Source organism: Vagococcus salmoninarum (genome assembly GCF_003987495.1).
GTDB lineage: Bacteria > Bacillota > Bacilli > Lactobacillales > Vagococcaceae > Vagococcus_D > Vagococcus_D salmoninarum.
In genome coordinates, this window is record NZ_NGJU01000004.1 from 145,319 (window position 1) to 157,820 (window position 12,502).

12 protein-coding genes are annotated in these 12,502 nt (G+C 36.7%); 5 read left to right on the top strand and 7 right to left on the bottom strand.

Annotation, left to right across the window (positions count from 1 at the left end):
* Nucleotides 1-11: 11 nt before the first annotated feature.
* The 4 genes from CBF35_RS04060 to CBF35_RS04075 all read right to left on the bottom strand — a co-directional run bounded on the left by CBF35_RS04060 (nt 12) and on the right by CBF35_RS04075 (nt 5,340).
* Entirely contained in the window at nt 12-1,298 is a 1,287-nt protein-coding gene (locus tag CBF35_RS04060) for a PASTA domain-containing protein (RefSeq protein ID WP_126778710.1), read from the bottom strand.
* Nucleotides 1,291-1,965, bottom strand: coding sequence for an ABC transporter ATP-binding protein (locus tag CBF35_RS04065; protein WP_126778711.1), 675 nt, complete (start codon nt 1,963-1,965; stop codon nt 1,291-1,293). The genes CBF35_RS04060 and CBF35_RS04065 overlap by 8 nt, the downstream gene beginning before the upstream one ends.
* A gap of 15 nt (nt 1,966-1,980) precedes the next feature.
* Nucleotides 1,981-3,474: an ABC transporter permease gene (locus CBF35_RS04070; RefSeq protein ID WP_126778712.1), complete on the bottom strand. Its 1,494-nt coding sequence runs from the start codon at nt 3,472-3,474 to the stop codon at nt 1,981-1,983.
* Between the two features lie 150 nt (nt 3,475-3,624).
* A complete protein-coding gene (locus tag CBF35_RS04075; protein ID WP_126778713.1) occupies nt 3,625-5,340 on the bottom strand; it encodes a DNA-binding protein in 1,716 nt (571 codons plus the stop codon).
* Nucleotides 5,341-5,492: 152 nt separating this feature from the next.
* On the opposite strand from CBF35_RS04075, the gene CBF35_RS04080 reads away from it, so the two are divergent.
* The 3 genes from CBF35_RS04080 (at nt 5,493) to CBF35_RS04090 (ending at nt 9,093) form a co-directional block, all read left to right on the top strand.
* Nucleotides 5,493-6,893 carry a TrkH family potassium uptake protein gene (locus tag CBF35_RS04080; RefSeq protein ID WP_126778714.1) on the top strand — a complete coding sequence of 467 codons (1,401 nt, stop codon included), beginning with the start codon at nt 5,493-5,495 and terminating at the stop codon, nt 6,891-6,893.
* 177 nt (nt 6,894-7,070) lie between these two features.
* Entirely contained in the window at nt 7,071-8,414 is a 1,344-nt protein-coding gene (locus tag CBF35_RS04085; protein WP_126778715.1) for a Mur ligase family protein, read from the top strand.
* A 1-nt stretch (nt 8,415) separates the two neighbouring features.
* Nucleotides 8,416-9,093: a type 1 glutamine amidotransferase gene (locus CBF35_RS04090; protein WP_126778716.1), complete on the top strand. Its 678-nt coding sequence runs from the start codon at nt 8,416-8,418 to the stop codon at nt 9,091-9,093.
* A 50-nt stretch (nt 9,094-9,143) separates the two neighbouring features.
* On the opposite strand, the gene CBF35_RS04095 is transcribed toward CBF35_RS04090, so the two are convergent.
* Complete coding sequence (locus CBF35_RS04095) at nt 9,144-10,022, bottom strand: YitT family protein (protein WP_244922558.1); 879 nt, start codon at nt 10,020-10,022, stop codon at nt 9,144-9,146.
* A 165-nt stretch (nt 10,023-10,187) separates the two neighbouring features.
* Between CBF35_RS04095 and CBF35_RS04100 the strand changes: the two genes are divergently transcribed.
* Nucleotides 10,188-10,868: a YdeI/OmpD-associated family protein gene (locus CBF35_RS04100; protein ID WP_126778718.1), complete on the top strand. Its 681-nt coding sequence runs from the start codon at nt 10,188-10,190 to the stop codon at nt 10,866-10,868.
* A gap of 147 nt (nt 10,869-11,015) precedes the next feature.
* Here the strand turns inward: CBF35_RS04100 and CBF35_RS04105 are convergent, their stop codons facing one another.
* Nucleotides 11,016-11,456 carry an OsmC family protein gene (locus CBF35_RS04105; protein ID WP_126778719.1) on the bottom strand — a complete coding sequence of 147 codons (441 nt, stop codon included), beginning with the start codon at nt 11,454-11,456 and terminating at the stop codon, nt 11,016-11,018.
* Between the two features lie 251 nt (nt 11,457-11,707).
* Between CBF35_RS04105 and CBF35_RS04110 the strand changes: the two genes are divergently transcribed.
* Nucleotides 11,708-12,109, top strand: coding sequence for an NUDIX domain-containing protein (locus tag CBF35_RS04110; RefSeq protein ID WP_126778720.1), 402 nt, complete (start codon nt 11,708-11,710; stop codon nt 12,107-12,109).
* A gap of 220 nt (nt 12,110-12,329) precedes the next feature.
* Here CBF35_RS04110 and CBF35_RS15100 read toward each other — a convergent pair.
* A partial coding sequence (locus CBF35_RS15100) for an IS3 family transposase (RefSeq protein WP_148112177.1) occupies nt 12,330-12,502 on the bottom strand: 173 nt, incomplete at its 5' end.

A 12,502-nucleotide genomic window follows, 5' to 3' on the forward strand; every position in this document is an offset into this window, starting at 1 on the left:
TACCTTATGATTTACTTTCCATTACTTATATTAATTGTCACCGTATAATCTAAGGGGACATACTTATTATAAGCACTCATACTAACAACTGTTCCTGGTTTCTCTTCAGAGCTAACATAATTAACTAAATAGCCAATGTTTGCCCCTTTACTCGTGTATTCATCGTAGAAGATTTTTTGGAGATCACCTTCTGTTTCACCGACAACATCTTTTAAGTAAGGTTGCCCGGCAGAGTAAGTCACAGTTATGCCTAAGTCATCTTTACTCGTCAACTCGGTCTCAGCAGCAGTGCTTTGCCAAATAAGTTGACCATAAGGAACCTCTAAGTTAAAAGCTTGTTTCACTGTTACTTCAACGCCTTTTTGGGTTAAGGCTTCTTCCGCTGTTAACTGACTAAAATCAGGCACAATAATCCCTTTACCAGCAGACAAACTGACCGTTATTTTGGCTTGTTTAGCAACTTTTTCTTTGCTAGGAACTGATTGAGCAAAGCTTAAATCACTTTCAACGTCATCGTTAGCTACGTATTTAAAGGTCATCACTACCTCATTAGTCTTCCCCCAAGCAGCAATATCTGCCTTACTTTTACCACTAAAATCAGGAACGACAATATCTTTTTTCAAGACTTCTTTGCCACTAGAATAGTAGATAACGCCACTGTCTTTTCGTTTAAATGAATCAGTCAGTTCCTCTTCTTTTAGTTCCAACTTTAGAAACGTTCCTTTGGCAATTTTGGAATCTGCTTCATTAACTATTTTTAACTTCTCCACTTGGTTGTCAGTCAACCATTTTTCCGCCTCGCCAACTTTCAACTTACTAAAGTCTGGTAGTTTCAAGATTTCTTCTGGGTCTGCCCCTTGGCTAACAACGAAAGTTAAGGTAGAACCTTTTTTGACTTTCTTCTGCTTTTTGATTGGTTGTTTAACGACTTGATTAACTGGCACAGTTAAATCATAGACCCCTGTCGTTTCTATCTTTAGCCGATTTTCACTGGCCCAAGAGCGGACGTCCTCAAGCTTGCTTTGATGAAAATCGGGCATTGTCACATGCGTTAACTGATAAACTCCGAAAGCACTGACTACTAGCAGAAGGATTACTAATGCCATGATTTTTAGTTGGAATTTACGTTTCTTCTTTTGATAATTACGGTCGATTTCGATCTCTTCAACTAACCTGTGACTTCGGCTTGGTTTGGCTGAGACTTCCTCCTCACCTCGTTTTATTTGAGAGGACGCGACTTTTTCTGGTGGGTCTTGCTCTGGTTTTTTGGATTCGAAACTCGTTAAAAAATTACTCATTTCCTTGAAGTTTCCCTTCTTTCAGCACGAGAATCTCATCTGAACAATTCGCAATTTCTTGTGAGTGAGTCACGACAATCACACATTTATTGTGAATGTGAGCTAAATCTTTAAAAATTGTCACGATCTCTTGCTCCATGCCTTCATCTAAATTACCTGTTGGTTCATCGGCTAATATAATGTCGACATTCGTTGATAGGGCCCGAGCAATTGCCACCCGTTGTTGTTCACCACCAGAAAGATGAGTCACACTACGATCAGCTTTGCTTTTGCCGATGCCAATATAATCTAATAAATTATAGGCGACTTCTTTCGTATTTTTAGGAAGCTCATTTTCAGTAATTGACATTGCCAATAAGACATTTTCAACGGCTGTTAAATAAGGAATTAAGTTAAAACTTTGGAAAACGATGCCGATTTTATTACGGCGGTAACTGTCATACCCGATTTGGACAATCCCTTGATTTTCGTACAAGACTTCCCCTTTCTTCGGGGTGTCTAAGGCACTAATCAAAGATAAATAAGTGGTTTTACCTGAGCCAGATTGACCTAAAATAGTATAAAATTTGCCTTTTTCAAAAGTATTGTTAACGTCTTTTAAGATTGTACGTTTGCGATCCCCATCTTGGTAAAAATAATCTAAGTGTTTCGTTTCTAAAATAGTCATTTGGATTTTCCTCTCTTACATCATAATTTTCTTCGGGTTTAGGCGGATTAAGTAAGTCATTGGAACAATCGTCGCAATCACAATTGTGCTAATGCCAATTAAGTAAAAGCTCAGCACATATTTGCCACTTAGTTTGACTTGATACTCTTTCGTGACATCTTCTTTTGATAAATTACTTTCAGTCGGACTTACGCCAATTGACATCATACTACCGGCACTAGCCTCTTCCGCCTCTTTTTTATTTTCGGCTTCAATTTGGCTTTGCATCATTGAACTCGAGACGCCTTTCGCTAAATAACTACCTGAAAAAACGGCTAAGCTGATTGCTAAAAAGGAAATAACTAAAATTTCTAGTAAGACTTGGCCTACGACTTTTTGACGTTTTTCCCCTAATGATAAATAGATACCAAATTCATGTTTACGATCTCGTAAAAATAATAAGACAACTAAGCTAATAATTAATAATGAAGCACCAATCGCTGCAATTAAAACAAAGCCAGCCATTTTCGACATTGATTTAACTGGTCCCGCAATACTATTATATTGATCTGTCGAAGCCGTTAATTTATAATTTTCCGGAATTAGAGGCTCGGTATCAGCTTTAAATTTGTCCATGTCTTCAGAATTTTTCAAGACATATGTCGGGCTAAAAGGTTCCCCAGGTCCAGATAATTCAGGGTCGATTTTGTCTAATTCCGCCTTTTGAAAAGCCAGTTCATGGTTGACGACTTCATTAGGTGTATAAATTGTGTTTTGAAACTGGATATTCATAAAGGCACTCATTGGATTTTGATCCGTGTCTTTATCTTTGTCTTTCTTCTCTAACTCGATTGGTTCAAAAATACCAATGACTTCTAAGGGCACATCTCTTGTAGCAACGGGTTCAGCATCTTTGCCAAAACTCTCGGCAAAATTAAAGACATTTGTGATGTAAGTAATTTTGTCACCAATCGCTAAATTGTTTTCCTCAGCTACTTTTTGAGAAATAACTGCCACAGGTGACCCTTTTTCAACTTCTTCTTTCGTAAAGGTCCGACCTGATAATAGTTTGGCTTTTTTCGTTTTAATATCTAAAATGTCTTCATGCTGAATACCTTTTAAACGAAACTCCATGCCCTCTAGGTCGCCAGCCATCATCAGATTTGAGTCTTTATCCGTTTCAGGTTTAAAGGCTTTTAAGTCTTTCCCACCACCCATGATTTCTAAATTATAGTCATAGTTTTTCACGTAAGTAGAACTACCAATTTGATTGATAACTTCTTTACTTAAGGGATCGACAATTAAATTTTCTCCCTTGTTAAAAGCTTCTTCGTAGGCTTTGGGGTCAACATCGACAGTGACAGTCCCGCCTAATTGTTTTTTTATGTTTTTTTCAACATTGCCCGTTGCTTCTTGAATTGAAATTGCCCCGGCAATTAAATTACCTAAAATTAAAACAATGGCAAATAAAATAATTGAGCGACCTTTTTTTCTCGTAACACTTAAAAATGCACGTTTGACGTAATTCATAATTGATTCCTCCTGCTAATTGATTTTGCTCCTACTGAAGCTAAAATCATCTTAACAAGGCAATATGAAGCCCATGTAAAAAAGCAATGTAGTTGTCGTAAATAAAAAAAGAGCCCTTGACTAATGTCAACGGCTCCCACTTTAGCTAGACTATTCAGTTAATTCAAAACCAGTAATTTTAAAATCTGCCACATAGCCTTGAACCTCATCATCGACTAATTTAGCGGTAAAACTAACGTCATCGCCTTTTTCTAAAAAGGTAGCTGCTTCAAAATCATCAGTATTGACGATATAGACTTTGCCATCAGTTAAGACAAATTTTATGATCGTTGCCTCACTAGTTACCATTGGTGGTGTTAAACGACTAACTTTTCCACTTACTTCAACATTTTTCGCTTCTGACGTACTAGCGGCATTGGTCGTTTTTTCACCTAGTTTTAAACGATACGTTTGGAGGGTTTGAGAAACATTGTCTTCCATGGCAATAATGTCACTATCTGTGGCATTGACATAGGCAATCTTTTTGAAAATCCCATTTTTGTCTAACATTGAGACAACCCAAGTTGGTACCCCATCAATGTTGTAAAGGAGAGGCATATTTCCTTCTAATTTCTTTTCTGGGTAGACAAGGTCAACTAAATTAATTAAGCCTTCACTATCCATCATATTTTTCTTACTGTAATAAGTAATTTCTCCCGTTCTAGCGTTAATAAATGAGTAGCCAATGGCTGAATCATCAGAACTTGACGGTGAGGTAAAATCAGTGAAATAAAGCATTTCCCCAAGCTCATTAAAAATCGGAGTCACTTCGTCTTCAGTGCCATTCTCAGTTGCTAGCTTGACACCTTTTTTCGCCATTCGACTGTTTAACCAGCCGTTTTCGTATTTACCATAAACACTGTTCATTTCACTAGCCATCTCTGGTGAGATTGGCGCATCAATAAAGGCGGGGACATCATCTAAATCATAAACCTTAACTGCCCCATCTTCAGTGTCTAAAACGGCAATTTTCATTTTTCGATAGTTGGGATTCTCGGAAATTCCTCGTGGTTTATACAAGGTTTGAACATAATAAGCATGGCCCTCATCATCAATTTCTAATTGCGGGTCCCCAATCGATTTATAAGTAGCGGTAGCAAAGTAAATTTTCCGTTCAACATCTTTAAAAAAATAAGCACTTGGAATATAAGTCATTGGTGTTTTGACTGGAACTGGTTGCTCATAAACATCCGTCGCTGACATTTGTAAGTACCCTTCTGATTCGCCACCTTTTAACCAACGCCAAAAGCCTTTAAATTCCAAGGGAGCAACATAAACAACTTCTCCTTTTACCTTTTGAACTTGTAAGTCACCTAAATCGTAGAACTGTTGATTTTCAAACTGGTTCATCGATTTTTTCATTTTGTTACGAACCGTTTTCGGTGGAATCGTCACCGGTGTGTCTTTTTTGTCAAGTTCTGGTGTATCTGTTCCTTCAACTAAATTCAACGTACTATACACTTGTTTCTTACTATAAATATCATAGCCCGCTGATGCTCCAAGTAATAAGACACCTAAAACAATTAAAGCTATGACTTGCTTCAAGAAACGACTACTCCGGTCAGTGACTAAGTCAGAGCCTGAATTGATAACATAAACAATCCCAACACCAATCAGCCCTAAGACACAGTTAGTTAAGGTATAGTTCAATAATGATTTACTCGGTAATGCAACCCAAATAAAAATCATGTAGCCTAAAAGTAAAATTCCGACTAGACTCCCTAAACCTAGCCATTGTTTTTTATTTAAAGAAAAACTATTACTCATTAAAAATGTCACGATAATTACGACTAATAAAATACTACTAATGCCTAATTGGCTTATCATCTCAATCTCTCCTTTAGTTTCCATGCTCTTCTTTCAGTTTAGTCTTTATTGCTGACAAATACAATCCGTCCTAAGACTTAATCTAAATTGCAGTTATTTTAAGACGTGCTATAATTAATTTACTAGTAATTTCAGAAAGGGACCTAACTTTAATGGCCAAACATCGTTTTTTTTATGGGTACAAGCGTGACTTTGCACGCTTTATTTCAACACATGTTTCAAGTATTCAATTAATTGTCAGCTATTATGCTATTTTAACCGTCATTGCCTTTATTCTTTTGAAATTGCCCTTTTTTAGAAACCCAGGGATTCAGACGACGTTCCTTGACGATGCCTTTATGGCGGTTAGTACCGTCAGTGTTACCGGGTTAAGTACTTTTAATATTAATGAAGTCTTTAACGACCGAGGGGTTATTTTATTAGAAATTCTCTTCCAAGTTGGTGGCCTTGGAATTATGATGGTCTCGACTTTCTTCTTTATTGTTTCCCGCCGAAAGATTTCTTTGAAACAACGGCAACTAATTATGACGGATATGAACCAACCTCGTTTAAGCGGGATCGTTCGGTTGATTCGGACTACATTAGGAATTATTTTATGGATTCAATTTATTTTCGGTTCAATCTTTTCTGTCCATTTTTATTTATCGAATCACCATGCAACGATTCGCGATGCGATCTTTTACGGTTTCTATCAAGCTATTTCCGCTGTCACTAACTCTGGGTTTGATGTGACCGGTGGCTCAATTGAACCTTACGCTAATGATTACTTTTTTATTATTTGTATTATTATATTGATTATGATCGGTGGGATTGGTTTCCCCGTTATTATGGAAATCAAAGAATGGCTTTTCTTCAAAAAGAAACGACGGGGGTATCCTTTCCGCTTTTCTCTTTTCAGTAAATTAGCCATCGGGTCATTTATTATTTTGTTTGTCGCTGGTACGCTCTTTATTTATTTGTTGGAACGGAATCATCTCTTTGCTGATATGCCTAGTTCCCAACGCTTAATCACCTCGATGTTTTATTCGATGACCACCCGAAATGCCGGGTTGCAAATCAATGACTTAAATCAGTTTCAGACACCAACCTTGATCCTTTTTTCAACTTTAATGTTTATTGGTTGTAGCCCAAGTTCTGTTGGTGGTGGTGTCCGAACAACAACTGTGGCGATTGTCGTCTTATATCTTTTTTCTTTTATTAAAAGCGAAGAAAACATCAGTATTTTCGGTCGCCGAATTTCTGATGAAGATGTCAAAAAAGCCATAGTTGTCTTTAACTTATCCTTATTAATGTGCTTTTTCTCAGTCATGGTTTTATCTGCCACTGAGGATCATTCCTTAATTTCAATCATTGTCGAAGTCGCCTCGGCTTTTGGAACTACAGGCCTTTCCCTAGGCATCACTGATGACTTAACGACTGTCGGTAAAATTATTATTGCCGCCTTAATGTTTATTGGGCGAATTGGCATGTTGTACACGTTAATGTTATTTATCCCTAAAGAAATGCAAGATAAAGGTTATCTTTACCCAACTGAAAAAATAATCATCGGTTAAAGGATGAAACTATTCGATCTAAGTTAATTAGAAAGAATAGTTTTTTCTTAAGACGAGCCATGACTATTGGCAAGTCTGAATAATTACGCTATTATATGGTATGATTAGCAAGACGAAAAAATTTAGTTTCCAATGAAAAGTCTTAAATTTCATTGATATTAGCAGGAGGAATGAGCAATGAGCTTACGGAGTCAATTAGCCACATTTGTAGGGAAATCCACACAATGGTTTTTACAAACATTTTTAAAAGGTGGCAGTAGTTTGCCTGGCAAATTAGCCTTAAAGATTGATCCTAATATTTTAGCTAGTTTAGCGAAAGATTATGAAGTGATTGTGGTCACAGGTACTAACGGAAAAACATTAACAACTGCTTTAACTGTTAATATCTTAAATAAGGAGTTTGACAATGTGTTAACTAACACTACTGGTGCCAATATGGCTCAAGGAATTGTGTCGACCTTCTTGTCAGCGAAACACACGAAAGGTCAGAAAAAATTTGCGGTCTTAGAAATTGATGAAGCTAGTCTGAGTAAAGTTACCGCTCAAATTAAACCAACCCTCTTCTTATTTACTAATATTTTCCGCGATCAAATGGATCGTTACGGCGAAATATATACAACGTATCAATTAATTGTTGACGGTGCTGCTAACGCGCCAGAAGCAACAATTTTATGTAACGGCGATTTACCAATTTTCAACTCACTTGAGACTGTTAATCCCCGCCAATACTTTGGCTTTAATCATCAAAATGATAGCCAGCTAATGGCTCATCATAATACTGATGGAGTTGTTTGTCCTAAGTGTCAACATATTCTCCACTATAAAATGATTACTTACAGCAACTTAGGCAAGTATTACTGCCCTAATTGCGACTTTAAGCGTCCAAAACTCGATTATCAATTGACAATGCTTGGCGAAATGACTAATACTTCCGCTGAATTTGTGATTGACAATGAGCGTTACGCCATTGAAGTCGGCGGCTTGTACAATGTTTATAACGCCCTAGCAGCAACAGCTGTGGCTGAATACTATAAGGTTAGTCCTGATAAAATTCGCGAAGGCTTAGCTTACGATGAAAAAATCTTTGGTCGTCAAGAAGTCATCACTATTGATGGTAAAATCTGTACTTTAGTTCTCGTTAAAAATCCCGTAGGCCTTAATCAAGTCATCGATATGATCGACTTAGCCCCTCGACCATTTTCTCTCGTTAGTTTGTTAAATGATAATTACGCAGATGGCATTGACGTCAGTTGGATTTGGGATGGCAATCATGAACTTTTTCCTGAGATGGGGGTTTCCCAAGTCATTACTGGTGGTGACCGTTCAGAAGATATGACCTTGCGGATGAAAGTCGCAGGTATTCCTGAAAATAAATTAAAAGAAGTGCCGGCTATTTCTGATGTTATTGAAGAAATCAAACAATTACCAACGGAACAAGTTTTTATTTTAGCCACTTATACTGCAGTCTTACAACTTCGTAAAGAATTAGCACATCAAGGCTATATTAAAGGAGGCATGTAAGATGTCACAATTAGAAATCAGAGCTTGTCACTTATATGGAAATTTACTAAATACTTATGGTGATAACGGCAATATGTTAATGCTTGCGTACCAAGCAAAAAAACGAGGAGTGACCTTTACTTCTGAGATCGTCAGTATTCACGAAGGCTTTAAAGCTGAAGACTACGATTTTGTCTTCTTTGGTGGCGGTCAAGACTATGAACAAGTCATCGTTTCTAAAGATATTCAAAAGAAAAAAACTGAGTTAACTAAGTTCATTGAAGAAGATGGGGTGACTTTAGCGATTTGTGGTGGTTATCAAATGCTCGGTCATTATTACATTGGTGCTAATGGTGAAAAAATACCCGGTATCAGCGCCCTTGACCACTATTCTTTAAGCCAAGATAATAATCGTTTTATCGGCAATGTTGAAATTTACAACGCTGAATTTGATGAAACTTACTACGGCTTTGAAAATCATAACGGCATGACTTTCCTAGGTGCTGGCGAACGCCCCTTAGGTCAAGTTAAAGTTGGTCACGGCAACAATGGTCAAGATAAAACTGAAGGGGTTATTTACAAAAATACCTTTGGCAGTTATTTCCATGGTCCTTTGTTAGCCCGTAACGAACACCTTGCCGTCCGCTTAATTGACTTAATTTTAACTAAAAAATATGGCCCTGATTATCAAAAAAAATAAACTGACTAGTGTCTTCCAACCTTTACAGTTAGGAAGACACAGTCAGTTTTTTACATTTCATTCGGATTATCAGAGACATCTTCGAAAAATTCCCGCGTAAAGCCTTCACCAATCACACTTTGAGCGTCATTAATAATAACAAAGGCTAGTGGGTCAATCTCATTAATAATTTTTTGAATTGGTAATAATTGTTGACGACTAATCACTACATATAATAATTTTTTCTCGTTTTGTTGATAGTACCCTTTGCCATTAATAATCGTTAAGCCACGTTCTAGTTGCTCACTAATTTCTTTAGATATGGCTTCATGTTTTTCAGAAATAATCGTCACGGTCTTTTTCGGATTAGAGCCTTCTAAAATAAAATCTAACAGCTTCGTTGAGACTGCTAAAGAGACAATTGTAAACATCATGCTTTCCAGTCCAATGACAAAAACTGAAGGAATCACGACGATTAAGTCAAAGAATAATAAGGCATAGCTGGTGTTCCACCCTAAATACTTATTGGCTAATTTGGCCAAGATGGCACTTCCTGCCGTGGTCCCATTCCCTTTCATAATCAAGCCCATGCCGATTCCCATTAAAGCACCTGCCCCAATGGCTGCAATGATGACTTCATTTGTTTCAAAGGCTAACGTTTCAGTCAGCTTTAAAAAGATTGACATCGTGCCAATGGCATAAATAGTGTAAAATATAGTTTTACGGTCTAAATATTTGTAACCTACGACCATCAAAATTGCATTAAAGAAAATATTTGTCACGGCTGGTGACAGCCCATTCGTATAATAAAGGATCATCGTTAAACCAGTTACGCCACCTTCACCTAGTTGATTAGGTAAGGCAAAGACATTTACAGCCATGGCAAACACTAATGACCCAATCGTTATTTTTAACAAATTAAATAATAGCTCACGGTAATTCTTAGTCAATCTAACTCCCCCTTTAAAGCCTTCACTAATAAAAAAAAGACGTTTACGTCCTCTCTAAAGATACTAAATGTTTTAAGAGAATGCAAATCATTTTACTGGATTTTTATACACAGGGGTCACTTCCCTTAAACTAATAGGAAAATAATAATAAAGGAGCTCATTTCGATGACAAAAACAATTATTGAAAAACTTAACTTAACTAAATATTCCCAAGGGGTCTTTTTAAACCAACCACAAGATTCGACTTATTTTGACGAACTTATGCCATTAAAAACGGACTTAACTCATTTGAAGGAACCGCTAGACTTACTTTTTACTTTTGTCGATTCATTACCTGACTTAATTGCCCAAATCAAGAAACTGACTAATGAAGTTGTTTTTGCCCCACAAGGTTATCTCTTTGTCGCCTATCCTAAAATTGGCAATCAAAAATACCCGACTAGTGTTCATCGCGACGCGATTTTTCCAGCACTAGGGATTGATCCTGATGGTGATGGTTATTTAGCAGAGACAGATTTCAAATTTTCACGGATGGTCAGTCTTGATGATACTTTTACGATTGTTGGCCTTAAATACTTACCGAAAAAAAAGACTGTTAAAAGCCAACCAGCCAGTCAAAGAGTCAGTGATTATGAAGCCTTAATCCCTAAGTTAAAACAAGCTTTGCAAACTAATTCAGTAGCTTTAACTTTTTTTGAAAGTCTAACCCCTGGTTATCAAAGAAGCTGGGCCCGCTATGTTTACAGTGCCAAGCAAGACACTACCCGTCAGAAACGGCTAAATGAAACGGTTGACTTATTACTTCAAGGCTTTAAAAGCAAAGACTTAGCTAGTAAAAATAGTTAAAGATAAGTTGCCTTGATTTTGAGTGTTGATCTTTCTCATCAGCTAAATTTATACAGAAGATTTTTAGTGACATGCCAGGCACCTTTCACAAGACTAAAAAGACTGTCACATTTGAGTTAACAGTCTTTTTAGTTTAATTATTTTCAATTATCCTTGATGAATTTCGGTTTCAAAGACTGGGCTATTAGCTAATGAGTCATGAACTGGACACGTTCTATTAATAAATTCAACAAAATCGGCAATTTCAGCAGCTGTGTTATCTGCTTTCACGTAAAATGTTGAGGTGATTTTAGAAAAGCCAATCTTCGCTTGGGGATTTTTCCCAGTAAAGCCATCTGGGTCAAGTTCACCGGCTAATTCGACTTTAATTTCTTCTAAATTAATCTTATGTAACCTTGCAAAAGAACGGGCAACAATCACTTTACATGCCCCTAAACTACAAAGTAAAGCTTCCACTGGATTCATTCCTTCATCAGTACCACCTAAATTCTTTGGCTCATCTAATAAAAATTCAAACCCTCTTGAACTACATTTAACTTGTAACCCTTTGATTGACTCTGTTTGCGCTGTGAATGTTTCTACTGCCATTTTAATTGCCTCCTTTTATTAATCACTCTTACAAGTGTAATATATCACAAACTAAACCGTTATCATTAAAAATCACTCTTTTTTAATCATTCTCTTACTATCTTTACTAATTATCCTTCATTAAATAGACTTTTTACCTCTTGGTTACCACGTATTAATAGACTTGATAAGAACTTAATCAATAATAATAAGGGCCTAACTCTGACATTTTTGGATAATTAAGCTAAAATAACTTAATAAGGAGGGATAGTATGGTTAAGAAACAACCACAAGTTGGAGTCGGTGCCCTATTACTAAATGATCGACAAGAAGTCTTACTCGTTTTAAGAAAGAAAGCCCCTGATCCACACTGTTGGAGCTTACCTGGTGGCAAAGTCGAATGGTTAGAAACGATTGAACAAGCCACTATTCGCGAAATTAAAGAGGAAGTTAATCTTGATATTCAACTAGAAAAATTAATTTGCGTGACTAACCACTTGTTACCTGAAGAAGACGTTCATTTTATTTGCCCAACTTTTTCAGCTACAATTGTAGCTGGTGAAATAGTTAACAATGAGCCTGAAAAACTGGCTGACATCCGTTGGTTTCCCATAACTGATTTACCTGATAATTTAACTTATACGACAAGTTATCCACTGTCTTTATTAGCATAAAAAAGTGAACCTAAGAATATATCTTAGGTTCACTTTTTTCGTTACAATTGAGGCTACAGTCTACTTCGCCACCAATATTTTATAAAATACCAACTAATGTTAGTAATTTCATGACTATCAAAAGAGCTAGTCATCGGCAAATAATAAGCTTCTTTTACGTAATACATAACACCCTCTCCCCCGGGACTGAACCCTTAAAATGAGACAGTAATAAAAACACCTATGCGGTTGCTTGTTTTCGATAATCTATCGGAGATAAGTAACCGTATTTTTGTTGAATTCTCTTTTCATTATAATACTTGATGAAATTTTGTACAGTTTCGATTACACTAGTAGTAGAGCATCCAAGCTCTGACTGTATTGAGAACGTTTCAGACTTTAGAGTGGAATGAA

Bases quoted from the DNA above. Each gene is read 5' to 3' on its own strand.
- CBF35_RS04060 (WP_126778710.1), bottom strand. From the start codon at position 1,298: ATGAGTAATTTTTTAACGAGTTTCGAATCCAAAAAACCAGAGCAAGAC.
- CBF35_RS04065 (WP_126778711.1), bottom strand. From the start codon at position 1,965: ATGACTATTTTAGAAACGAAACACTTAGATTATTTTTACCAAGATGGG.
- CBF35_RS04070 (WP_126778712.1), bottom strand. From the start codon at position 3,474: ATGAATTACGTCAAACGTGCATTTTTAAGTGTTACGAGAAAAAAAGGT.
- CBF35_RS04075 (WP_126778713.1), bottom strand. From the start codon at position 5,340: ATGATAAGCCAATTAGGCATTAGTAGTATTTTATTAGTCGTAATTATC.
- CBF35_RS04080 (WP_126778714.1), top strand. From the start codon at position 5,493: ATGGCCAAACATCGTTTTTTTTATGGGTACAAGCGTGACTTTGCACGC.
- CBF35_RS04085 (WP_126778715.1), top strand. From the start codon at position 7,071: ATGAGCTTACGGAGTCAATTAGCCACATTTGTAGGGAAATCCACACAA.
- CBF35_RS04090 (WP_126778716.1), top strand. From the start codon at position 8,416: ATGTCACAATTAGAAATCAGAGCTTGTCACTTATATGGAAATTTACTA.
- CBF35_RS04100 (WP_126778718.1), top strand. From the start codon at position 10,188: ATGACAAAAACAATTATTGAAAAACTTAACTTAACTAAATATTCCCAA.
- CBF35_RS04105 (WP_126778719.1), bottom strand. From the start codon at position 11,456: ATGGCAGTAGAAACATTCACAGCGCAAACAGAGTCAATCAAAGGGTTA.
- CBF35_RS04110 (WP_126778720.1), top strand. From the start codon at position 11,708: ATGGTTAAGAAACAACCACAAGTTGGAGTCGGTGCCCTATTACTAAAT.